General features: G+C 66.5%; 18 protein-coding genes. 12 read left to right on the top strand and 6 right to left on the bottom strand.

Annotated features, from left to right (window positions below; genetic code table 11):
- The first annotated feature begins 3 nt into the window (after window positions 1-3).
- The 12 genes from uvrA (at window position 4) to secG (ending at window position 13,941) form a co-directional block, all read left to right on the top strand.
- The gene (gene uvrA, locus ACIPXZ_RS09795) at window positions 4-2,934 is read left to right on the top strand and encodes an excinuclease ABC subunit UvrA (RefSeq protein ID WP_400593355.1); all 2,931 of its coding nucleotides are present in this window, start codon (window positions 4-6) and stop codon (window positions 2,932-2,934) included.
- An 86-nt stretch (window positions 2,935-3,020) separates the two neighbouring features.
- On the top strand, window positions 3,021-3,740 hold the full coding sequence (locus ACIPXZ_RS09790) for an HAD hydrolase-like protein (RefSeq protein WP_400593083.1): 720 nt from the start codon (window positions 3,021-3,023) through the stop codon (window positions 3,738-3,740).
- Window positions 3,727-4,395 (top strand): lysophospholipid acyltransferase family protein, encoded by a 669-nt coding sequence (locus ACIPXZ_RS09785; protein ID WP_400593080.1) that lies wholly within the window; start codon window positions 3,727-3,729, stop codon window positions 4,393-4,395. Before ACIPXZ_RS09790 ends, ACIPXZ_RS09785 begins: the two co-directional genes overlap by 14 nt.
- 24 nt (window positions 4,396-4,419) lie before the next feature.
- Window positions 4,420-6,426 (top strand): excinuclease ABC subunit UvrC, encoded by a 2,007-nt coding sequence (gene uvrC, locus ACIPXZ_RS09780; RefSeq protein ID WP_400593077.1) that lies wholly within the window; start codon window positions 4,420-4,422, stop codon window positions 6,424-6,426.
- Window positions 6,427-6,526: 100 nt separating this feature from the next.
- Window positions 6,527-7,450 (top strand): RNase adapter RapZ, encoded by a 924-nt coding sequence (gene rapZ, locus ACIPXZ_RS09775; RefSeq protein ID WP_400593074.1) that lies wholly within the window; start codon window positions 6,527-6,529, stop codon window positions 7,448-7,450.
- Window positions 7,450-8,466, top strand: a complete 1,017-nt coding sequence (gene yvcK / locus ACIPXZ_RS09770; RefSeq protein WP_400593071.1) for a uridine diphosphate-N-acetylglucosamine-binding protein YvcK — start codon at window positions 7,450-7,452, stop codon at window positions 8,464-8,466. The genes rapZ and yvcK overlap by 1 nt, the downstream gene beginning before the upstream one ends.
- 8 nt (window positions 8,467-8,474) lie before the next feature.
- Window positions 8,475-9,455: a DNA-binding protein WhiA gene (gene whiA / locus ACIPXZ_RS09765; RefSeq protein WP_400593068.1), complete on the top strand. Its 981-nt coding sequence runs from the start codon at window positions 8,475-8,477 to the stop codon at window positions 9,453-9,455.
- A 168-nt stretch (window positions 9,456-9,623) separates the two neighbouring features.
- The gene (locus ACIPXZ_RS09760) at window positions 9,624-10,250 is read left to right on the top strand and encodes a superoxide dismutase (protein WP_400593065.1); all 627 of its coding nucleotides are present in this window, start codon (window positions 9,624-9,626) and stop codon (window positions 10,248-10,250) included.
- A 275-nt stretch (window positions 10,251-10,525) separates the two neighbouring features.
- A complete protein-coding gene (gene gap, locus ACIPXZ_RS09755) occupies window positions 10,526-11,536 on the top strand; it encodes a type I glyceraldehyde-3-phosphate dehydrogenase (protein ID WP_400593062.1) in 1,011 nt (336 codons plus the stop codon).
- A gap of 10 nt (window positions 11,537-11,546) precedes the next feature.
- The gene (locus tag ACIPXZ_RS09750; RefSeq protein WP_400593059.1) at window positions 11,547-12,773 is read left to right on the top strand and encodes a phosphoglycerate kinase; all 1,227 of its coding nucleotides are present in this window, start codon (window positions 11,547-11,549) and stop codon (window positions 12,771-12,773) included.
- A 74-nt stretch (window positions 12,774-12,847) separates the two neighbouring features.
- Complete coding sequence (tpiA, locus tag ACIPXZ_RS09745; RefSeq protein WP_400593352.1) at window positions 12,848-13,648, top strand: triose-phosphate isomerase; 801 nt, start codon at window positions 12,848-12,850, stop codon at window positions 13,646-13,648.
- Between the two features lie 38 nt (window positions 13,649-13,686).
- On the top strand, window positions 13,687-13,941 hold the full coding sequence (secG, locus tag ACIPXZ_RS09740; RefSeq protein ID WP_400593056.1) for a preprotein translocase subunit SecG: 255 nt from the start codon (window positions 13,687-13,689) through the stop codon (window positions 13,939-13,941).
- 123 nt (window positions 13,942-14,064) lie between these two features.
- On the opposite strand, the gene pgl is transcribed toward secG, so the two are convergent.
- Genes pgl through tkt form a run of 6 tightly spaced genes read right to left on the bottom strand, consistent with a single transcriptional unit; the run spans window position 14,065 to window position 22,309 of the window.
- Window positions 14,065-14,883, bottom strand: a complete 819-nt coding sequence (gene pgl / locus ACIPXZ_RS09735) for a 6-phosphogluconolactonase (protein WP_400593053.1) — start codon at window positions 14,881-14,883, stop codon at window positions 14,065-14,067.
- Between the two features lies 1 nt (window position 14,884).
- Window positions 14,885-15,811, bottom strand: coding sequence for a glucose-6-phosphate dehydrogenase assembly protein OpcA (locus tag ACIPXZ_RS09730; protein WP_400593050.1), 927 nt, complete (start codon window positions 15,809-15,811; stop codon window positions 14,885-14,887).
- Entirely contained in the window at window positions 15,808-17,364 is a 1,557-nt protein-coding gene (gene zwf, locus ACIPXZ_RS09725) for a glucose-6-phosphate dehydrogenase (RefSeq protein WP_400593047.1), read from the bottom strand. Before zwf ends, ACIPXZ_RS09730 begins: the two co-directional genes overlap by 4 nt.
- A 38-nt stretch (window positions 17,365-17,402) precedes the next feature.
- Complete coding sequence (locus ACIPXZ_RS09720) at window positions 17,403-19,025, bottom strand: glucose-6-phosphate isomerase (RefSeq protein WP_400593044.1); 1,623 nt, start codon at window positions 19,023-19,025, stop codon at window positions 17,403-17,405.
- Between the two features lie 7 nt (window positions 19,026-19,032).
- Window positions 19,033-20,148: a transaldolase gene (tal, locus tag ACIPXZ_RS09715; protein WP_400593041.1), complete on the bottom strand. Its 1,116-nt coding sequence runs from the start codon at window positions 20,146-20,148 to the stop codon at window positions 19,033-19,035.
- 40 nt (window positions 20,149-20,188) lie between these two features.
- Window positions 20,189-22,309 carry a transketolase gene (tkt, locus tag ACIPXZ_RS09710; RefSeq protein WP_400593349.1) on the bottom strand — a complete coding sequence of 707 codons (2,121 nt, stop codon included), beginning with the start codon at window positions 22,307-22,309 and terminating at the stop codon, window positions 20,189-20,191.
- Window positions 22,310-22,311: the final 2 nt, after the last annotated feature.

Here is a 22,311-nt window from a genome sequence, read left to right as displayed (position 1 = left end):
CTCATGACCAAGACCGAGTCCCATCAGGGCCACGACGCGGTGCACCTCAACGGTGCCGGTGGCCAGGGACACCATCCCTCCTCGCGCCTGGTGGTGAAGGGCGCCCGCGAGCACAATCTGCGTAACGTGGATCTGGATCTTCCGCGCGATGCCATGATCGTCTTCACCGGTCTTTCCGGCTCAGGGAAGTCGTCCCTGGCCTTCGACACCATCTTCGCGGAGGGGCAACGCCGGTACGTCGAGTCGCTGTCCGCTTACGCCCGCCAGTTCCTCGGCCAGGTGGACAAGCCCGATGTCGACTTCATCGAGGGCCTCTCACCGGCCGTGTCGATCGATCAGAAGTCGACCAGCAAGAACCCCCGGTCAACGGTCGGCACCATCACCGAGATCTACGACTACATGCGTCTGCTCTGGGCACGCGTCGGACGTCCGCATTGCCCCATCTGCGGCGAGGAGGTCACACGGCAGACCCCCCAGCAGATCGTGGACCAATTGTTGGAGCTGTCCGAGGGGACTCGTTTCCAGGTGCTGGCCCCGGTGGTCCGGGGACGCAAGGGCGAATTCGTCGACCTCTTCAAAGAGCTGTCGGCGAAGGGCTTCTCCCGGGCGCGAGTGGACGGGGAACAGATCCAGCTCACGGATCCGCCCAAGCTGGGCAAACAGTACAAGCACACCATCGAGGTGGTCGTGGACCGTCTGGTGGTCAAAGACGGGATCAGGCAGCGCCTGACGGATTCCGTTGAGACGGCACTGGGTCTTGCGGAAGGCCGCGTGCTCGCCGACTTCGTTGACCTGGACGTGGACGACGACGGTCGCGTGCGTGCATTCTCCGAGAACCTCGCCTGCCCGAACGAGCATCCCCTCGCCATCGACGAGATCGAGCCGCGGTCCTTCTCCTTCAACAACCCCTTCGGCGCCTGCCCGGAATGCACCGGCATCGGCACGAAGCTTGAAGTTGACGAGGAACTGGTGGTGCCCAACTCCGAACTCAGCCTGAACGAGGGTGCCATCGCGCCGTGGTCTCTGGGAACGGCGACCCAGGAGTACTGGAATCACCTGCTGTCGGGGCTCGCGGACGAGCTGGGCTTCTCCATGGACACCCCGTGGGAGAAGCTCGACAAGGCCGTTCGCCAGACGGTGCTCAACGGCAAGGACCACAAGGTGGTGGTCCAGTACCGCAACCGCTTCGGGCGGGAGCGCAAATACAGCACCGGGTTCGAGGGTGTCGTGCAGTACGTGCACCGCAAGCACACCGAGACCGAATCGGACTTCGCCAGGGACCGCTACGAGGAGTACATGCGGCAGATCCCGTGCCCGGCCTGCAACGGCGCCCGTCTGAATCCAGCCTCCCTCTCCGTCCTGATCAACGGCCGGTCCATCGCCGAGGTGTGCGCCATGCCGATGCGGGACTGCGTGGACTTCCTCGGGAGCCTCGAGTTGAGCGCCCGCGAGGCCCAGATCGCTGCGCAGGTCCTCAAGGAGATCCACGCGCGGCTGACGTTCCTGCTCGACGTCGGGCTGGATTACCTCAATCTGGAACGTCCGTCGGGAACCCTGTCCGGTGGCGAAGCCCAGCGCATCCGCCTCGCCACTCAGATCGGTTCCGGTCTGGTGGGAGTCCTCTACGTCCTGGATGAGCCGTCCATCGGCCTGCACCAGCGCGACAACCGCCGCCTGATCGAGACGCTCACCCGGCTGCGCGGCCTCGGCAACACGCTGATCGTCGTCGAGCACGATGAGGACACCATCCGGGAAGCCGACTGGATCGTGGACATCGGCCCGGGAGCCGGTGAGCACGGCGGCCAGGTCGTGCACTCCGGCACCTACCGTGAGCTGCTCGCGAACACCGATTCGTTGACCGGTGACTATCTTTCCGGCCGTAAGGGCATCGCCATTCCCGGCAAACGGCGTCGCTATGACAAGAAGCGCGAGCTCGTCGTGGTCGGAGCCCGGGAGAACAACCTCAACGACGTGACCGCGAAGTTCCCGTTGGGGCTGCTGACGGCCGTGACGGGTGTCAGTGGTTCCGGCAAGTCCACGCTGGTCAACGAAATCCTGTACAAGGTGCTGGCCAACAAGCTCAACGGCGCCCGGCAGGTGGCCGGCCGGCATAAGAGGGTCGAAGGCCTGGAGCACCTGGATAAGGTGGTCCATGTCGACCAGAGCCCCATCGGCCGGACTCCGCGTTCCAACCCGGCCACCTACACCGGCGTCTTCGACAACATCCGCAAGTTGTTCGCCGAGACCACTGAGGCCAAGGTCCGCGGTTATCTGCCGGGTCGCTTCTCCTTCAACGTCAAGGGCGGCCGCTGCGAGGCCTGTTCCGGTGACGGCACCCTGAAGATCGAGATGAACTTCCTGCCGGACGTCTACGTGCCGTGCGAGGTCTGCCATGGTGCCCGCTACAACCGGGAGACTCTGGAGGTCCACTACAAGGGGAAGACGATCGCCGATGTGCTGAACATGCCTATTGAGGAAGGTGCGGAGTTCTTCGCGGCGTTCACCCCGATCGCGCGACACCTGAACACCCTCGTCGACGTGGGGCTCGGCTACGTCCGGCTCGGCCAGCCCGCAACGACCCTCTCGGGTGGTGAGGCGCAGCGTGTCAAGCTCGCGGCTGAGCTCCAGAAGCGTTCCAACGGACGCAGCATCTACGTTCTCGACGAACCGACCACCGGTCTGCACTTCGAGGACATCCGCAAGCTCCTGATGGTTCTGCAAGGGCTCGTGGAGAAGGGGAACACGGTGATCACCATCGAGCACAACCTCGACGTGATCAAGAGCGCGGACTGGATCGTGGACCTCGGTCCCAACGGCGGATCGGGAGGCGGAAGAATCATCGCCACGGGCACCCCGGAGCAGGTCGCCGAGACTGCGGGCTCGTTCACGGGCGAGTTCCTCGCGGAGATCCTCGACACCTCGTCCCGGAAGTAGTCCTGCCCGGGCATGTATTCTCCGATGCATACGCGGCCGTTCATACGTGTTTTCCGTCTCCGGACGGGGCATGAGAAACTACCTCGGTGACTCTCACTCGACCCGCCGTGATCTTCGACCTGGACGGGACTCTCGTAGACCCGGCGGGCGGAATCACGGGCGGTATCGCCCTGGCACTGACTGAAGCGGGGCTCCCCGTACCCGAGGAGACGGCTCTGCAGGCCATGGTTGGCCCGCGGCTGAGCCACGCTCTGCAGGAATTCGCCGGAGTTCCGGCGGACCGCGTAGAGGAGGTCATTGCTGCTTACCGACGGCATTACCGCTCTGCGGGCATGGCGGCCAGTCTGGTCTACCCCGGAATCCGCGAACTCCTGGAGCGCCTGAGGACCCAGGGTTTCGCGGTCGCAGTCGCGACTCAGAAGCCGCGGACGTTGGCGCGTGATCTTCTGGCACTCCACGGCCTCGCCGATGCCTTCGACACCATTCAGGGCTCGTCCGATGACGAGACCCTGGCTTCGGCCGAGGGGAGACCGTTGGGCAAGCGGGAGATCGTGGCGGCTGCCCTCGCCGAACTCGGCACGGACACGGCCATGATGGTCGGTGACAGGTACCAGGATGTCGAGGGTGCTTCGGCCAATGGCCTTGACTGTGTAGGGGTGAGCTGGGGCTTTGCTCTTCCCGGCGAATTGGAGCAGGCGGGGGCAGTCGCCGTCGTCGACTCCGCGCAAGAGCTTTTCGAGCAGCTGAACGGCACCCGCCGTTCGGAGGGTGCAGTGGTGGAGGGAGCCGACCATGGCCGTATTTGATGCAGTGCGCTTCACGACCCGGACCCTCATCAAGGGCTCCTGCCGGCCAACGGTCACGGGGCTGGAGAACGTGCCCACGGACGGCCCGTTCATCGTGGCACCCAACCACCTCTCGTTCTTCGACAGCGTCATCGTGCAGGCACTGATGCCGCGGCCCGTCGCTTTCTTCGCCAAGGCGGAGTACTTCACAGGGAAGGGTTTGAAGGGCAAGGCCATGAAGGCGTTCTTCGAATCCGTCGGATCGATTCCGGTGGAGCGCGGCGAGCAGGCCGCCAGCGTGCAAGCTCTCAAGACCCTTCTGGGCATCCTCGAGGACGGCAACGGCGTCGGCATCTACCCGGAGGGCACCCGCTCACGTGATGGTCTGCTCTACCGGGGACGGACCGGCGTCGGCTGGCTTGCGCTGACCACGGGCGCCCCGGTGGTCCCCGTCGGTCTGATCGGCACGGACAAGCTCCAGCCCGCCGACAGCAACGCCCTGAAACCCCAGCACTTCACGATGGTGGTTGGAGAGCCGTTGTACTTCGAGAAGACCGGCCCGGACCACTCGCTTCCTGCTCGTCGGCAGGCCACGGACAGGATCATGGACGCCATCGCAGCCCTGAGCGGCCAGGAGCGCGCCTCGGGCTACAACCAGACACGATCGGCGGAGTGACCGCCTGCAGGAACAAGGAGAGCCATGGCTGATCCGGCGAGCTACCGGCCGAAGCCGGGGGAGATCCCCACTGAGCCCGGGGTGTACCGCTTCCGGGATCAGCACGGCCGCGTCATCTACGTGGGCAAGGCCAAGAGCCTGCGCGCGCGGCTCAACTCCTATTTCGCCAAACCGGCGGGCCTGAGTCCGAAGACCTTTGCGATGGTCCATGCGGCGTCGAGCGTCGAATGGACGGTGGTCGGCAGCGAACTCGAATCCCTGCAACTGGAGTACACCTGGATCAAGGAGTTCAAACCGCGCTACAACGTGGTCTTCCGGGACGACAAGAGCTACCCCTACCTCGCCGTCACGATGGGCGAGAAGTTCCCGCGAGTGCAGGTCATGCGAGGGGAGCGGCGTAAGGGGACGAAGTACTTCGGACCCTACACGGCCGGGGCGATCCGGGAGACCATGGACACCCTCCTCCGGGTCTTCCCAGTGCGCAGCTGCAGCGCCGGCGTCTTCCGCCGGGCGGAGGCCAGCGGGCGTCCGTGCCTGCTCGGCTACATCGACAAATGCTCCGCACCCTGTGTGGGACGGATCAGCGAGGTGGACCACCGTGCGCTGGCGGAGGACTTCTGTGCGTTCATGGGTGGGGAGGCCACCCGGTTCCTCAACCGTCTCGAATCAGACATGAAGGCCGCCGTGGCCGAACTCAATTACGAGCAGGCGGCCAGGATCCGCGATGACATCGCCGCCATGCGCAAGGTCTTCGAGCGTAACGCCGTGGTGCTCTCCGATTCGACCGATGCCGACCTCTTCGCCATCCACGAGGACGAACTGGAGGCGTCGGTCCAGGTCTTCAACGTCAGAGGTGGACGCATCCGCTCCCAGCGTGGCTGGGTGGTGGAGAAGGTGGAGGACACCACTCCCGGCGAGCTCGTGGAACACCTGCTGCAGCAGGCCTACGGTGAGGAGGCCGGCAACACGGACCGGATCCCTCGCGAAGTCCTTGTTCCCGTGCTGCCGCCGGACACGCTCCAATTGGCCGAGTGGCTCAGCGGGCTGCGCGGCGCGCGCGTGGACGTCCGGGTCCCGCAGAGGGGGGACAAGGCCCAGCTTCTGGACACCGTGCGGGCGAACGCCGAGCAGGCACTGAAGCTTCACAAGACGCGCCGGGCAGGCGACATCACCACACGCTCCCTGGCGATCCAGGAGCTCCAGGAGGCCCTGGAGCTGGACGAGCCGCCGCTGAGGATCGAGTGCTTCGACATCTCCCACGTCCAGGGGACCAATGTGGTCGGCTCCATGGTGGTCGTGGAGGACGGTCTGCCGCGCAAGAGCGAGTACCGGAAGTTCACCATCACGGGCGCCGCCGCCCACGATGACACGGCAGCCATGGACGATGTGCTCACCCGGCGTTTCAAGGCTTACCTCAGGGACCGTGTGCACGTGCCCACGGACCTCGATGCTGCACCGGATGCCGACGGGGCCGAGACGGCCGCGGAGGACGCGGTGGGGACGGATCCTTCGGTTCCTGCGCAGCCTGGAAAGTTCGCCTACCCGCCCAACCTCGTCGTCGTCGATGGCGGCAAGCCCCAGGTGGCCGCCGCCCAGCGCGCGCTCGATGCACTGGGCATCACCGAGGTGACGGTGGTCGGACTGGCCAAGCGACTCGAAGAGGTGTGGATCCCGGACAGTGACTTCCCGGTCATCCTGCCACGGACCTCGCAGGGGCTCTATCTTCTGCAGCGCATCCGGGACGAGGCCCATCGCTTCGCCATCACCTTCCATCGTCAGCGGCGCGGCAAGGCCATGACGGTCTCGGCGTTGGACGGCGTGCCGGGCCTGGGTGAAAGCAAGCGGAAGGCGTTGCTGAGCCATTTCGGTTCGCTCAAGAAGATCAAGGCTGCGAGCGTCCAGGAGCTGACCGAGGCCAAGGGCGTCGGGACGGTGCTGGCCACCGCGGTGCACGCACATCTGCACAGTGCGGAGGCGCAGGAGACGGCGCCCGCGATCAACTACACCACGGGCGAGATCCTGGAACCGTAGCCTCCGGCGGGCACGCGGGCCGCGGAAGTTCGCTAGGCTTGAGAAGACCGCGGCATCGCGCCGGCGGCATCGCCAGCAGTGAGCAAGGAGCAGCAGATCCATGTCTGACGACCAAGTGACAGGCCCTGTGTCCGAGGAAGGGACCGACGTCCCCGTGGAGAACAACGCGGAACTGCTCATCATCACCGGGATGTCCGGGGCAGGACGCAGCACCGCTGCCGACGCCCTCGAGGACCACGGCTGGTACGTCGTGGACAACATCCCGCCGAAGATGCTGAACATGCTGACCGAGATCGTCTCGCACGCCGGGCCGGCGATTCCCAAACTGGCCGCCGTGGTGGATCTGCGCAGCAAGGGCCTCTCGGCCAACATCCTCGAGTCGCTCAGCACCCTGTCCGCGAGCGGTGTGAAGTACCGCGTCCTGTTCCTCGACGCCGCGGACGACGTCCTGGTGCGGAGGTTCGAACAGGGCCGCAGGCCTCACCCGCTCCAGGCCGGAGGCCGCATCCTGGACGGGATCTCCGCGGAGCGTGAGCTGCTGCGGGATCTCCGCCACAAGGCCGACATCGTGCTGGACACGTCCAGCCTCAACGTGCACGGTCTGGCCAACGAGGTCACGGAGCTCTTCGCCGAGTCCGGCCCTGTGGTGCTGCGTCTGAATGTCATGAGCTTCGGTTTCAAGTACGGCCTGCCGGTGGACGCCAACTACGTGGCCGACGTCCGCTTCCTGCCGAACCCTCACTGGGTGCCGGAACTGCGCCCGCACACGGGCCAGGACGCCGATGTGCGCGACTATGTGCTGGCTGCGGCCGGCGCGTCGGAGTTCCTGGACCGCTACGTCAAGGCACTGGAACCCGTGCTGGCCGGGTACCGCCGTGAGAACAAGCACTACGCCACCATCGCCGTGGGGTGCACGGGCGGCAAACACCGCTCCGTGGCCATGGCCGAGGAGATCTCCAAGCGCCTCGCCCAGCTTCCCAAGGTGACCGTCACCACGAGTCACCGGGATCTGGGGCGCGAGTAGTGTCGATCTTCACGGGGCAGCTCCCGCTGGTTCCCCCCGGGGGCCGCAAAGGAGCGCAGAAGGACGGCGGCCCCGCGGTGGTCGCCCTGGGCGGGGGCCATGGTCTCTCGGCCACGCTCGGCGCTCTGCGGCTGCTGACGACCTCTCTGACCGCCGTCGTGACCGTCGCCGACGACGGCGGTTCCTCCGGGCGGCTGCGCAAGGACTTCGGCGGCCTGCCGCCGGGGGACCTGAGGATGGCTCTGGCGGCGCTCTGTGATGACACCGACTGGGGCCGGACTTGGCGTGATGTGATGCAGCATCGTTTCAAGGGGCGTCCGGGAAGCAGCGGAGCCCTCGACGAGCACGCGATGGGGAACCTGCTCATCATCACGCTGTGGGAGCTGCTGGGGAATCCGGTGGACGGGCTCAAATGGGCCGGCGCGCTGCTGGGTGCGCGAGGCCAGGTCCTGCCCATGTCGACGGTCCCGCTCACGATCGAGGGGGACACCCACTCGATCGGGGAGGACGGCAGCACCGTGAGCCGGACCATCCGCGGCCAGGCCGAGTGCGCCGTCGCGGGCCGGCTCGACGATGTGAGACTTCTGCCGCAGAGCGCTCCGGCGTGTGCTGAGGCACTGAGCGCCATCGAGCTGGCGGACTGGGTGGTGCTCGGGCCGGGGTCCTGGTACACCTCGGTGCTGCCCCATCTGCTGTTGCCGGAGTTGAGGTCGGCCCTGGCCGGAACGGCCGCGCGCCGTGCTCTCGCCATGAACCTCACGACGGAGACGAAGGAGACGGCCGGCATGAGCGCCTCGGAGCATCTTCGCGTGCTCCGTAAACACGCGCCCGACGTCGGCTTCGACGTGGTCATCGCGGATCCCGGCTCGGTGGGGGACCGGGACGAGTTCATCGCGGAGGCCGGACGGCTGGGCGCCGAGGTGCATTTCGCCACGGTACGGAGTCCGCGCTCGGCGGCCGTGCACGACAGTCTGCGGCTGGCCACCGCGTATCACGAAGTTTTCAACGGGAAGTAGGAGCACGCGTGGCGCTGACGGCATCCGTCAAGGAAGAACTGTCCCGGCTCGAGGTGAAGAAGGTCTCGGAGCGGAAGGCGGAGGTCTCGGCCCTCCTGCGATTCGCCGGGGGACTGCACATCATCTCGGGCCGGATCGTGATCGAAGCGGAGGTGGACCTCGCGGCCACCGCGCGGCGCCTCCGGGCGGCGATCTTCGAAGTCTACGGTCATCAGAGCGAGATCATCGTGGTCTCCGGCGGAGGTCTGCGACGCGGCTCGCGTTATGTCGTGCGAGTGGTCGTCGACGGTGAGTCGTTGGCCCGGCAGACCGGGCTGCTGGATTCCCGGGGCCGGCCTGTGCGCGGGTTGCCTCCTGTGGTGGTGAACGGTTCGGCTGCCGATGCCGAGGCCGTCTGGCGGGGTGCCTTCCTGGCCCATGGTTCCCTGACCGAACCGGGGCGTTCTTCGGCACTCGAAATCACGTGCCCCGGTCCGGAGGCTGCCCTGGCGTTGGTGGGCTCCGCCCGTCGGCTCGGCCTCGCCGCCAAGGCCCGCGAGGTGCGGGGTGTGGACCGCGTCGTCATCCGTGACGGTGACACGATCGCGGCTCTGCTGACCCGTATGGGGGCGCACGACGCCCTCATGGTGTGGGAGGAGCGCAGGATGCGCAAGGAGGTGCGTGCCACGGCGAACCGGCTCGCGAACTTCGACGACGCGAATCTGCGCCGCTCGGCTCAGGCGGCCGTGGCCGCCGGTGCGCGCGTCGAGCGGGCCTTGCACATCCTGGGGGAAGACGTGCCGGACCACCTCAAGTACGCTGGGGAATTGAGGGTGGCACACAAGAACGCCAGTCTGGACGAGCTGGGCCGGCTGGCCGATCCGCCCATGACCAAGGACGCCATCGCCGGCCGGATCCGTCGCCTGCTGGCCATGGCCGACAAGCGCGCGATCGAGCTGGGGATACCCAATACCGAGGCGAATGTGACACCGGAGATGCTGGACGAGTAGACAAGCCCCCCGCCCGTCACATGAAGTAGTGCAAGGAAGCGTGGAATGACCACCTCTGCCACGGTGTTGTGCGAGGTGGGGTCCACACCCCATGGATTTCCGGGGCTCGTTCCCCGGATCGGCAACGAGTCACCACAGGACTCAACCTTACGAATATTGGAGGAATCAGTGACTGAGTACGTACTCCCCGAACTCGGCTACGACTACGCCGCGCTTGAGCCGAACATTTCGGCCCGCATCATGGAGCTGCATCACAGCAAGCACCATGCTGCGTACGTGGCCGGTGCGAACGCTGCACTGGCAGGCCTGGCCGAGGCTCGTGAAAAGGGCGACTTCGCCAACATCAACCGTCTCTCCAAGGATCTGGCCTTCCACACCGGTGGCCACATCAACCACTCCGTGTTCTGGAACAACATCTCCCCGGACGGCGGCGACAAGCCCGAGGGTGAGCTGGCCGCCGCGATCGACGACGCTTTCGGTTCCTTCGACGCCTTCCGCGCGCAGTTCACCGCCGCTGCTCTGGCGCTGCAGGGCTCCGGCTGGGCCTTCCTGGCCTACGAGCCCATCGGTGGCAACCTGGTCATCGAGCAGCTCTACGATCAGCAGGGCAATGTCGCCGTGGGCACCACCCCGCTGCTCATGCTCGACATGTGGGAGCACGCCTTCTACCTGGACTACGTGAATGTCAAGGCCGACTACGTCAAGGCCTTCTGGAACATCGCCAACTGGGCCGATGTCGCCAAGCGCTTCGAAGCCGCCCGCACGGGTGCTTCGGGCCTGATCACCCTCTCCTGAGGTCTGATTCCTCGACGTACGGAAGGGGCCCCGTCCTGATGGACGGGGCCCCTTCCGTAACATAAATCACATTTTCCGGGCCTTTCGAGCGCCCGCTTGCCCCAGGGGGACCCCCAGTCCGTAAGATGGATCACGGAAGGCCTCGTGCCTTCAGCAACGTGGCTGCGGGACCTTTCATCTGTAATTCTCTCTGCCCAACGACGTGCGGGGTCTTTATGTCGGAGCTGCTCCGACTCGATACGTGCGTCCTGGGGGCGCATGAAGGAGATTGCACAGTGACCACCCGTATTGGCATCAACGGCTTCGGCCGCATCGGTCGCAACTACTTCCGCGCGGCACTCGCACAGGGCGCGGACCTGGAGATCGTGGCCGTCAACGATCTGACCAGCCCCGAAACCCTCGCGCACCTGCTCAAGTACGATTCGGTCACCGGCCGTCTGGGCGTTTCCGTCGAGGTGGACAACGGCGACCTGGTGGTCGACGGCAAGCACATCAAGGTGCTGGCCGAGCGCGATCCCGCGAACCTGCCCTGGGGCGAACTGGGCGTCGACATCGTCATCGAGTCCACCGGTTTCTTCACCAAGGCCGCCGACGCCCGCAAGCATGTCGAGGCCGGCGCCAAGAAGGTGCTGATCTCCGCACCCGCCTCGGACGAGGACATCACCATCGTGATGGGCGTGAACGACGAGCTGTATGACAACGCGGCGCACACCATCATCTCCAACGCGTCCTGCACCACCAACTGCCTGGGCCCGCTGGCCAAGGCCATCAACGACGCCTTCGGCATCGAGCGTGGCCTGATGACCACGATCCACGCCTACACCGCGGATCAGAACCTCCAGGACGGCCCGCACCGCGATCTGCGCCGTGCCCGCGCCGCCGCGATCAACATGGTTCCCACCTCCACCGGTGCGGCCAAGGCCATCGGCCTGGTCCTGCCGGAGCTCAAGGGCAAGCTGGACGGCTACGCCATCCGCGTACCCGTTCCCACCGGCTCCGCCACCGACCTCACCGTCACTCTTTCCCGCGAGGTCACCGTGGACGAGGTCAACGCCGCGATGAAGTCCGCCTCGGAGTCCGGTCCGCTCAAGGGCTACCTGACGTACACCGAGGACCCGATCGTCTCCTCGGACATCGTGACGGATCCGGCGTCCTCGATCTTCGATGCCGGTCTCACCAAGGTGATCGGCAACCAGGTCAAGGTCGTCTCCTGGTACGACAACGAGTGGGGCTACTCCAACCGTCTTGTCGACCTGACCGAGCTCGTCGCCTCCAAGCTGGGCTAAGCTCTAAATCATGACGTCTCACACCCTCAACGAGCTCCTCGCTGAAGGTGTCCGCGGGCGGCACGTTCTGGTCCGAAGTGACCTGAACGTGCCGCTCGACGGCTCTTCAGTGACGGACGACGGCCGCATCCGCGCCTCCCTTCCGGTCATCCGGAAACTGGTCGACGGGGGTGCCCGCGTTCTCGTCTCGGCACACCTCGGTCGTCCCAAGGGCACGCCCGAAGCGAAGTACTCTCTGAAGCCCGCCGCGGACCGCCTGGCCGAGCTGGCCACCTTCCCGGTCAGCCTTGCGGCTGACACGGTGGGGGAGTCGGCACGCGAGCTGTCCGCCGGCCTGGCCGACGGCGAGGTGCTCGTCCTGGAGAACGTGCGCTTCGACGCCCGGGAAACCAGCAAGGACGACGCCGAGCGGCTCGCCTTCGCGCAGGAACTCGCCGCGCTGACCGGTGAGAACGGCGCCTACGTGGACGATGCCTTCGGCGCCGTCCATCGCAAGCACGCCAGCGTCTACGACATCGCCACGCTCCTGCCGTCCTACCAGGGAGATCTGGTGCGCACGGAGGTCGAGGTGCTGCAGAAGCTCACCGCGTCACCGGAACGCCCCTATGTGGTGGTTCTCGGCGGTTCGAAGGTCTCTGACAAGCTGGCCGTCATCGACAATCTGATCGGCAAGGCCGACACCCTCCTGGTGGGCGGCGGCATGCTGTTCACCTTCCTGGCAGCGGCCGGCCACAAGGTGGCCTCCAGCCTGCTGGAGGAGGACCAGATCCCCGTGGTCCAGGACTACCTGGCCCGCGCGGAAGCCGCTGGCAGCCGCTTCGTGGTGCCTACCGACGTCGTCGCGGCCAGCCGTTTCGCCGCGGACGCGGAGCATGAGATCGTCGCCGCGGATGCGATCGAGGAGAGCGCCTTCGGGGCCTCCGGGATCGGCCTGGACATCGGTCCTGAATCGGCAGCTGCTTTCGCTGATCAGATCAAGGGCGCCCGGACGGTGTTCTGGAACGGGCCCATGGGTGTCTTCGAGTTCGAGGCCTTCGCGGCCGGCACCCGTGCCGTCGCCCAGGCACTGACGGAGACCTCGGGCTTCACGGTCGTGGGCGGCGGCGACTCCGCGGCCGCGGTCCGCACCCTGGGCTTCTCCGATGACCAGTTCGGCCACATCTCCACCGGTGGCGGCGCCAGCCTGGAATACCTTGAAGGCAAGGAACTCCCGGGCCTGAGCGTCCTGGACCGCTGAGTCACGGGCCGGCGGAGGTCTGATCCTCCGCCGGCCTTCTCACACCCATATATTTCTCGTACCTCACGGAGGCCATTGTGACCACCCCCGCGCGCACCCCGCTCATCGCCGGCAACTGGAAGATGAACATGGACCACCTGCAGGGCATCGCCCTGCTCCAGAAGCTCGCTTGGACCCTGGAAGACAAGAAGCACGACTACGCCCGTGCAGAGGTGGCCGTGTTCCCGCCGTTCACGGACCTCCGCGGTGTCCAGACTCTCGTGCAGGGTGACGACCTCGACGTCGTGTACGGCGGGCAGGATCTGTCCCAGCACGACTCCGGGGCATACACGGGGGACATCTCCGGGGACTTCCTCGCCAAGCTCGGCTGCCGTTACGTCCTGGTCGGACACAGTGAGCGCCGCACCATCCACCAGGAGAGCGATGAGGTTCTCAACGCCAAGGTGCAGGCGGCCTACCGTCACGGGCTGGTTCCCGTGCTCTGTGTCGGCGAAGGGCTCGAGATCCGTCAGGCGGGCACCCACGTCGAGCACACGCTCGCGCAGCTCCGGGCCGGCGTCGCGGGTCTGACCCCTGAGCAGGGTGCCACCCTCGTCGTCGCTTACGAGCCCGTCTGGGCGATCGGCACCGGCGAGGTGGCCGGTCCGGAGGACGCTCAGGAGATGTGCGCAGCGATCCGCGCGGAGCTCGCCACGATCTTCGGCGCCGAGATCGCAGACCGCACGCGCCTGCTGTACGGCGGTTCCGTCAAGGCCGCGAATGCCGCCGCGATTCTGGGCCAGAACGACGTCGACGGCGTGTTGGTCGGCGGGGCGAGCCTGGACGCCGGCGAATTTGCTAACATTGTCAGGTTCGAGGAGCACGCCGGGGCCTGAGCCCGCGGCTTCCTCCACCACGACGCAGAAAGGCCGATGTGGGCGTTCTTCAAGTGATCCTGCAGATCCTCCTGGGTGTGACGAGTTTCCTCCTCACCCTGCTGATCCTGCTGCACAAGGGCCGCGGTGGCGGCCTGTCCGATATGTTCGGCGGCGGTATGACCTCCGGGCTGAACTCCTCCGGTGTGGCCGAGAGGAACCTGAACCGCTTCACCGTGATCCTGGGCGTGACCTGGGCCGTGGTGATCATCGGCCTCGGCCTGATCATGAAGTTCAGCGGCGCCGGTTCCTAGGAACCGTCTGAGCCTGCGAAGGCCTCCCGGCACGTGTGCCGGGAGGCCTTCGTCGTCTCGCAGGATATGCGAAGGGGCGGGAGCCCATGGCTCCCGCCCCTTCGCATATCCGTGCGGCTCGGCTCAGAGCCCGCGGGGCTCTTTGCGGATCAGCTTCTCCGGGACCTTTGCGGCTGCGGCCTCGTCGACCAGCCAGAGCGTCCTGTTGCGGCCTCGCGGACCCGCCGCGGGCACCTGGACGGTGCCGGCACCGGCGAGGGCCAGCCCGACCGCTCCTGCCTTGTCCTCGCCTGCCACGACCATCCAGACCTCATCGGCCGTATTGATGGCGGGGAGCGTCAGCGAGATGCGCTGCGGAGGCGGCTTGGGGGAGTCGTGCACACCGACCACGAGAGCTTCCTGCTCCCGGATGCCTGCCATCTCGGGAAAGAGCGACGCCACATGGGCGTCCGGTCCGACCCCGAGCAGCAGCACGTCGAAACGCGGCAGGGCGGGCGCCTCGTCCGGACGTGCATCCGAGACATCGGCGGCATGCTCCGCCCGGGCCGCCTCCGCGAGCCGGGCCGCATAGTCCGCTGCCGCCTCCTCGACCGTGCCGACGTCGTCCGTGGAAGCCGGAACATGCACCCGCGAAGGATCCACATTGAGGCTGTCGAGCAGGGCCTCGTGTGCCTGCACCGCGTTGCGATCGGTGTCCGCCGCAGCGACGAAACGTTCATCGCCCCACCAGAAGTTGACCTTCCGCCAATCGACGGCCGGTGCGGCCGCGGAAGCCGCCACCGCCCGCAGGGTACCGATGCCGACGGTTCCACCGGTCAGGACGACCGTCGCCTCGCCGAAGCGGTCTTGGGCATCCACCAGTTTGGTGACCAGCCGGGCCGCGATGGCCGCCATCAGCACCTGGGAATCCGGGTGGACGCTGACTCGGGGTTCCTGGGTCATTTCATGCGCTCCTTTGCACGATGCGGGGCAGTCCTTCGGTCAGGACCTCGCCGAAGACCTCGTCCGGATCCAAGCGGCGCAACTCCTCGGCCAGGCAGTCCTGAAGATTCCGACGCGGCAGGGAGATCCGTTGCAGCGGCTGGCCCGGCTGGGTCAGCTCGGCGACGGTCAGGCCGGGCCGGTGCAACTGCACGTCGCCCGAAGCCCGGCGGATCAGCACCCGGCGGATACCGGTGCCCGCGGGGTCCTCGACGATCGTCACGGGGACCTCGAAGGCCAGTCCAAGCCAGGAAGCGAGCAGCATCGTGCTGGCCGAGTCACTGGCGCCCTCGACCTCCAGAGCCGTGACAGGGGACTCATCGACCTGGTCGAAGGCCGCCGCCAGCTGGATCCGCCAATTGGTCAGGCGAGTCCAGGCCAGGTCGGTGTCTCCGGCCGCATAGGTGCGACGGATGTTCTCCAGCGCGGAGACGGGATCCGACTCGTTCGCCGAATCGGTGATGCGACGGTGGGCGATCCGTCCGATGGAGGTGCCCGAAGTGTCCTGCGGTGCACCATGGGGCCACCAGGCGACGATCGGGGCGTCCGGAAGCAGGAGCGCGGAGACGAGCGATTCGCTCTCTTGGGCGAGCCGGCCGAAGCCCCGCAGGACGATGACCTCGGAGGCGCCGGCGTCGCCGCCGACCCGGATCTCGCCGTCGAGACGGTCGGGACTGTCAGCCTCGCCCGCCGCCAGGACGATCACACGGCAGGGATGCTCCCTGCTCGCCTCATTGGCCGCCTGGATGGCTTCGTCTTCAAGCCCGTTCCTGGTGATGACGACCAGGGTCAGGACGCGTCCGAGGGCGATGACACCGCCCTGCTCACGCATCTTCGTGATCTCCTTGGAGATCTTGGATGTGGTGGTGTCGGGAAGTTCAACGATCATGGCCTTCTCCAGCTGCGTCCGTCCCGGGCGAGGAGCTCATCGGCGGAGGCCGGCCCCCAGCTTCCAGGAGCGTAAGGTTCAGGTTGCTCGGACAGGCTGGCCCAGTACTCCTCGAAGGGATCGAGGATCTTCCAGGACAGCTCCACTTCCTGGTGCCGCGGGAAGAGGGGAGGCTCGCCGAGCAGTACATCGAGGATGAGTCGCTCGTAGGCTTCGGGGCTGGACTCCGTGAAGGAGTGCCCGTAGCCGAAGTCCATGGACACGTCCCGCACCTCCATCTGGGTGCCGGGAACCTTGGAACCGAAGCGGATCGTGGCGCCCTCGTCGGGCTGGACGCGGATCACCACGGCGTTCTGTCCGAAGTCCTCGTCGCCGTTCTCGCGGAACAGCAGATTGGGTGCCTTCTTGAAGACGACGGCGATCTCCGTCACCCGGCGCCCCAGACGCTTGCCGGTCCTGAGGTAGAACGGTGCCCCGGCCCATCGACGGGTGTTGATGTCCAGACGGATGGCCGCGTAGGTCTCGGTGGTGGAGTCCGCCGGGATGCCGTCCTCCTCGAGGTAGCCCTGGACTTCCTCGCCGCCTTGCAGACCCCCGGCGAACTGGCCGCGCGCCGAGTGCAGCGAGAGGTCGTCCGGAAGCTTCACCGCGGCCAGAACCTTCTCCTTCTCGGCCCGGAGATCCTCGGCGTTGAAGGAGATGGGCTCCTCCATGGCGGTGAGGGCGAGCAGCTGAAGCAAGTGGTTCTGGATGACGTCGCGGGCGGCGCCGACGCCGTCGTAGTAGCCTGCACGGCCACCGGTGCCGATGTCCTCGGCCATGGTGATCTGCACGTGGTCCACGTAGTTGGCGTTCCAGATCGGTTCGAAGAGCTGATTGGCGAACCGCAAGGCCAGGATGTTCTGGACGGTCTCCTTGCCCAGGTAGTGGTCGATGCGGAACACCGAGTCCGGGGGGAAGACCGATTCGACGATGTCGTTCAACGCACGAGCCGACTCCAGATCGTGGCCGAAGGGCTTCTCGATCACGACACGGCGCCAGGTGCCGGGTTCGGCCTGAGCGAGGCCGTGCTTGGAGAGCTGGGTGCAGACCAGTTCGAAGGCCTTCGGCGGGATCGACAGGTAGAACGCGTGGTTGCCCCGCGTGCCCCGTTCCCGGTCCAGTTCCTCGATGGTGGCCTTCAGACGCAGGAAGGCATCGTCATCGTCGAACTCACCCTGGACGAAGCGGATGCCCTGGGAGAGCTGGTCCCAGACGCTCTGGTCGAAGGGGGTGCGGCAATGCTGTTTGACGGAGTCGAGAACCTCGGCCGCGAAGTCCTCGTCCTCCCACTGCCGGCGGGCGAAGCCCACCAGCGCGAAGCTGGGGGGAAGGAGCCCTCGGTTGGCGAGGTCGTAGACGGCGGGCATGAGCTTCTTGCGGGCGAGGTCGCCGGTGACGCCGAAGAGGACGAGCGACGATGGTCCGGCGATCCTGCTCAGACGGCGGTCCCGCGGATCCCGCAAGGGGTTCCTGGGACCGCCGGCCTGAGCGCCGGGTTCAAAGGTTGGCATGATGCGTGGTGAGCCTTAGCTGAGTGGGGAGGCGGGGCTTATGCGCCGAGCCGGCTGATGAGGTCGAGGAACTGGGCCACCCCCGCGGCCCGGTCCGTGAAGTGCAGACGCAGGACCGGCAGACCGTGCTCGGTCAGCACCTGCGCGTCGCCCGCCGCCTGAGCGGTGATCAGTTCTCCGAAGGTGAACGGCCGTTCCGGGATGGTGACATCCGTGGAGCTCGCCGCGGTGATCTGCAGGAAGACGCCCTGAGCGGGGCCGCCCTTGTGGAACTGACCGGTGGAGTGCAGGAAGCGTGGCCCCCAGCCGAAGGTCACCGGACGTCCGGTCGCGGCGACCAGCGGATTGCGGACGTCCGCGAGCTGCGGGTAGGCGATCCGGTCCAGATAAGCCTGGACGCTCACATAGCCGTCGTCACCGAGCCGTCCCAGCAGTGCCTTGAGTGCGGACTCGACGGTCTCGTTCACCTCGGCATCGGCCAGCCACTGACCACCGCGCACCTCGATGACCCCGTCCGTGAAGTCGGCGGGGACGGGTGCGGGCTGGGCATCGAGGAGACCGCGGGCAGCCACCTTGGCGGCTTCGACATCGGGCTGATCGAAGGGATTGATGCCGAGCAATCGCCCGGCGACGGCGACCGCGAACTCCCAGACGACCATCTGGGCGGCCAGGCCGCCTGCGATGGCCACCTCGTCACCGGTGGCCGCGGCGTCGTCGTCCTCCGAGGAGACCAGCCGCACCACGAGCACATCGGGCGCGTCCAAGGTGAGCTCCGGCGCGTCGGTGGGTGCGACGACGGGCAGCAGACCCCTGCCGATCTTCCCGGTGGACTCTGCGATGAGCTGCTCAGCCCAATCGGCGAAACCGACGATGCCGGAGCCGTTGTCGACGATCACGATCTTGTTGCGCAGGGGAGAGGTGCCGCCCAGTGCTGCGCCGAGAGCCAGGCCGATGTTGTCAGAGTCGTCCTCGTTGAGGATCTCCAGAGTCTCCTCGGCTTCGTCCAGCAAGGCTTCGACGTCCACGCCGGCCAGGCCGGACGGCACGAGACCGAAGGCCGTGAGGGCGGAGAAGCGGCCGCCGACGTTCGGATCGGCGTTGAAGACCGCCCGGTAGCCTGCCGCGCGGGCGGAAACGTCCAGCGGCGAGCCCGGATCGGTGACGATCACGACGCGCCGCTTGGCATCGATTCCCGCTGCCTCGAAAGCCGCCTCGAAGGTCCGCCGCTGGGAATCCGTCTCAACGGTCGAACCGGACTTGGAGGAGACCACCACGACCGTCTCCTGAAGGCGGTCGGCAAGTGCCGCCGCCACCTGCTCCGGATCGGTGCTGTCCAGCACCGTGAGCTCGACGCCTGCCGTCGCGGTGATCACCTCGGGAGCCAGCGAGGAACCGCCCATGCCGCACAACACGACGTGGGAGATCCCTTCGTCCTGCAGCTCCGCACGGAGGGCGAGGATCTCCGCCACGAGGGGTCTTGACACCGTAGGGGTCTCAACCCAGCCGAGACGGATCGCCGACTCGGACTCGGCCTCGGGACCCCAGAGAGTCGCGTCCTTGGCCAGGATGCGCGTTGCGACCCGGTCCTGGACCAACTCATCGATGTGACGGGACTTGGCATCTGCTGCCGCGCCGGCGGCGTCGTAGCTCAGGGTGCTCATGGACTTCTCAGCCTTCTTTGGGTGCGGTGTCGAGGGCGGCCTGGACGTCGGTGAGGAGTTCCTTCCAGCTGGTGACGAATTTTTCGAGGCCTTCGGTCTCGAGTTTGGTCACGACGTCGTTGTAGGAGATCCCGAGTTTCTCCAGGGCGTCCAGGGTGTTGTTGGACTCCTGGTAGGTGTTGGTGATGGTGTCGCCGGTGATGACGCCGTGGTCGGCGACGGCGTTCAGGGTTTTCTCCGGCATGGTGTTCACCACGTCTGTGGCGATGAGTTCGGTGACGTAGAGGGTGTCGGGGTAGGCGGGGTCCTTCACCCCGGTGGAGGCCCAGAGGGGGCGTTGGGGGCGGGCCCCGGCGTCGGCGAGCAGGCCCCAGCGTTCGGAGGAGAAGAGTTCCTGGTAGAGCTGGTAGGCCAGGCGGGCGTTGGCGAGACCGGCCTTGCCTTTCAGGGCGGTGGCTTCGTCGGTGCCCAGGGTGTTCAGGCGCGCATCGATTTCGGTGTCGACGCGGGAGACGAAGAACGATGCCACGGAGTGGATCGTGGACAGGTCCAGGCCCTTGGTCTTGGCTTGTTCCAGACCGTTGAGGTAGGCGTTGATCACGGCACGGTAGCGGTCCAGGGAGAAGATCAGGGTCACGTTGACGCTGATGCCCTCGGCGATGGTCGCGGTGATGGCTTCCAGGCCTTCCTGGGTGGCGGGGATCTTGATGTGGACGTTGTCGCGGCCGACTTTGGCGTGCAGTTCCTTGGCTTCGGCGATGGTCCCGGCGGTGTCCCAGGCCTTGCGCGGGTCGACTTCGATGGAGACGCGACCGTCGACACCGTCGGTGGCTGTGGCGAGTTCGGCGAAGACGTCGCAGGCGTCCGCGACGTCGGCGGTGGTGATTTCGAAGACGGCCTTTTCGGCGTCGGCCCCGGCGGCGGCGAGTTCAGCGATCTGGGTGGCGTAGTCCTGGCCGCTGGTGATGGCGGCTTGGAAGATGGACGGGTTGGTGGTGACACCGACGACGTTCTTGGTGGCGATGAGTTCTTGCAGGTTCCCGGTGTTCAGGCGTTTGCGGGAGAGGTCATCAAGCCAGATGGACACACCGGCGGTGGACAGTTCAGCTGTGGGAGTAGTCATGGGGTGTACTTAAACCTTCTCTGAATACGTGGGGTGTGGTTCAGGCGGTCGCGGCGGCGGCCAGGGATTCCTTCGCAGCGGCCGTCACGGCCTCAGCGGTGATACCGAACTCGGCGAACAAGGTCTTGTAATCCGCAGACGCACCAAAGTGTTCCAGTGAAATGGAACGTCCGGCATCCCCGACGAATTCCTTCCAGCCAAGGGCCAGACCGGCCTCGACGGAGACGCGCGCCTTGACCGCGGCAGGAAGCACGGACTCCTGGTAGCCGGCGTCCTGAGCCTTGAACCATTCGACGCACGGCATGGAGACGACGCGGGTCGGGATGCCCTCGTTCTGGAGGCTCTCACGGGCCTGGACGGCCAGCTGGACCTCGGAACCGGTGGCGATCAGAACGACCTCCGGTGCGACAGAAGCACCATCCTTGCTCGCGTCAGCCAGGACGTAACCGCCACGGGCCACCCCCTCGGCAGAGCCGAAGACGTCGCCGGAGGCGTCGCCTTCGCCGCGCTCGTAGGTGGGGATGTTCTGACGGGTCAGCACGATGCCGGCCGGGTGATCGTGCTGACCGAGCATGGTCTTCCAGGCGACGGAGACTTCATTGGCGTCGCCCGGGCGGACCACGGCGAGTCCGGGGATCGCACGCAGCGAGGCGAGCTGCTCGACCGGCTGGTGCGTCGGGCCGTCTTCGCCCAGACCGATGGAGTCGTGGGTCCAGACATAGAGCGAGGGGACGCCCATCAGTGCGCCGAGACGGATCGCCGGACGCTGGTAGTCCGAGAAGATCAGGAAGGTTCCCGAGAAGGCACGGGTGTGACCGCCCAGGGTGATGCCGTTGACGATCGACGCCGCAGCGTGCTCACGGATGCCGAAGTGCAGCACCCGGCCGTAGGGGTTGCCCTTCCATGCGCCAGTGGAACGGCGTTCGGGGATGAAGGAAGGCGAGCCCTCGATGGTCGTGTTGTTCGATTCCGCCAGGTCGGCGGAACCACCCCAGAGCTCGGGCATGACCGGGCCGATGGCGTTCAGGACCTTGCCCGACGCGGCACGGGTCGAGACATCCTTGCCGGCTTCGAAGACCGGGAGTGCGGAGTCGAGCCCGTCAGGCAGTTCCTGGCCGGCCATGCGCTCCAGAAGGGCAGCGCCCTCAGGGTTGGAGGCCTGCCACGCCGAGAACTTCTCGTTCCAGGCGGCGTGGGCCTCGGCGCCGCGATCGGCGACTTCGCGGGTGTGTGCCAGGACTGCGGGGTCCACCTCGAAGGACTTCTCCGGGTCGAAGCCGAGAACCTCCTTCAGCGCCTTCACCTCGGTGCCGCCCAGCGCGGAGCCGTGGATCTTGCCGGTGTTCTGCTTGTTCGGGGCCGGGTAACCGATGATCGTGCGCAGAGAGATGATGGACGGCTTGCCGGTCTCAGCCTTGGCGGCCAGCAGAGCGCTGTAGAGCTCCTGGACGTCCTCGACGTATTCGCCGGTCTTGGTCCAGTCCACGCGCTGGGTGTGCCAGCCGTAAGCCTCGTAACGCTTCAGGACGTCTTCGGTGAACGCGACGTCGGTGTCGTCTTCGATGGAGATGTGGTTCTCGTCGTAGATGACGACGAGATTGCCGAGTTCCTGAAGGCCGGCAAGGGAGGAAGCCTCGCTCGTGACGCCTTCCTGCAGATCACCATCGGAGGCGATGACCCAGATGTTGTGATCGAAGGGGGACTCGCCGGGTGCGGCGTCGGCGTCGAAAAGGCCCAGTTCGCGGCGCTGGGAGTAGGCGAAACCGACCGAGGACGCGAGTCCCTGGCCGAGAGGGCCGGTGGTGATCTCAACGCCCGCCGTGTGCTTGTACTCGGGGTGACCTGGCGTCAGCGAACCCCAGGTGCGCAGAGCCTCGAGGTCGGACAGCTCCAGGCCATAACCGGAGAGGAAGAGCTGGATGTACAGCGTCAGGGAGGTGTGGCCGGGGGAGAGGATGAAGCGGTCGCGGCCGATCCACTGGGGGTCCTTCGGATCGTGCCGCATCAGCTTCTGGAAGAGCAGGTACGCCGCCGGGGCCAGGCTCATCGCCGTGCCGGGGTGTCCGTTGCCGACCTTCTCCACCGCATCAGCGGCCAGAACGCGAATGGTGTCAACCGCACGCTGGTCGAGATCGGTCCAGGACAGTTGCTGTTCTTCCACTT

The organism is Arthrobacter sp. NPDC090010, from assembly GCF_044748305.1.
Classification (GTDB): domain Bacteria; phylum Actinomycetota; class Actinomycetes; order Actinomycetales; family Micrococcaceae; genus Arthrobacter_E.
Note: the sequence above shows the minus strand (reverse complement) of the source record. Positions and strands in the feature narration are given on the sequence as shown.

Excerpts from the sequence above, each read along its gene's own strand:
- uvrA (WP_400593355.1), top strand. The coding sequence starts at position 4 with ATGACCAAGACCGAGTCCCATCAGGGCCACGACGCGGTGCACCTCAAC.
- ACIPXZ_RS09785 (WP_400593080.1), top strand. The coding sequence starts at position 3,727 with ATGGCCGTATTTGATGCAGTGCGCTTCACGACCCGGACCCTCATCAAG.
- uvrC (WP_400593077.1), top strand. The coding sequence starts at position 4,420 with ATGGCTGATCCGGCGAGCTACCGGCCGAAGCCGGGGGAGATCCCCACT.
- rapZ (WP_400593074.1), top strand. The coding sequence starts at position 6,527 with ATGTCTGACGACCAAGTGACAGGCCCTGTGTCCGAGGAAGGGACCGAC.
- ACIPXZ_RS09750 (WP_400593059.1), top strand. The coding sequence starts at position 11,547 with ATGACGTCTCACACCCTCAACGAGCTCCTCGCTGAAGGTGTCCGCGGG.
- pgl (WP_400593053.1), bottom strand. The coding sequence starts at position 14,883 with ATGACCCAGGAACCCCGAGTCAGCGTCCACCCGGATTCCCAGGTGCTG.
- ACIPXZ_RS09730 (WP_400593050.1), bottom strand. The coding sequence starts at position 15,811 with ATGATCGTTGAACTTCCCGACACCACCACATCCAAGATCTCCAAGGAG.
- zwf (WP_400593047.1), bottom strand. The coding sequence starts at position 17,364 with ATGCCAACCTTTGAACCCGGCGCTCAGGCCGGCGGTCCCAGGAACCCC.
- ACIPXZ_RS09720 (WP_400593044.1), bottom strand. The coding sequence starts at position 19,025 with ATGAGCACCCTGAGCTACGACGCCGCCGGCGCGGCAGCAGATGCCAAG.
- tal (WP_400593041.1), bottom strand. The coding sequence starts at position 20,148 with ATGACTACTCCCACAGCTGAACTGTCCACCGCCGGTGTGTCCATCTGG.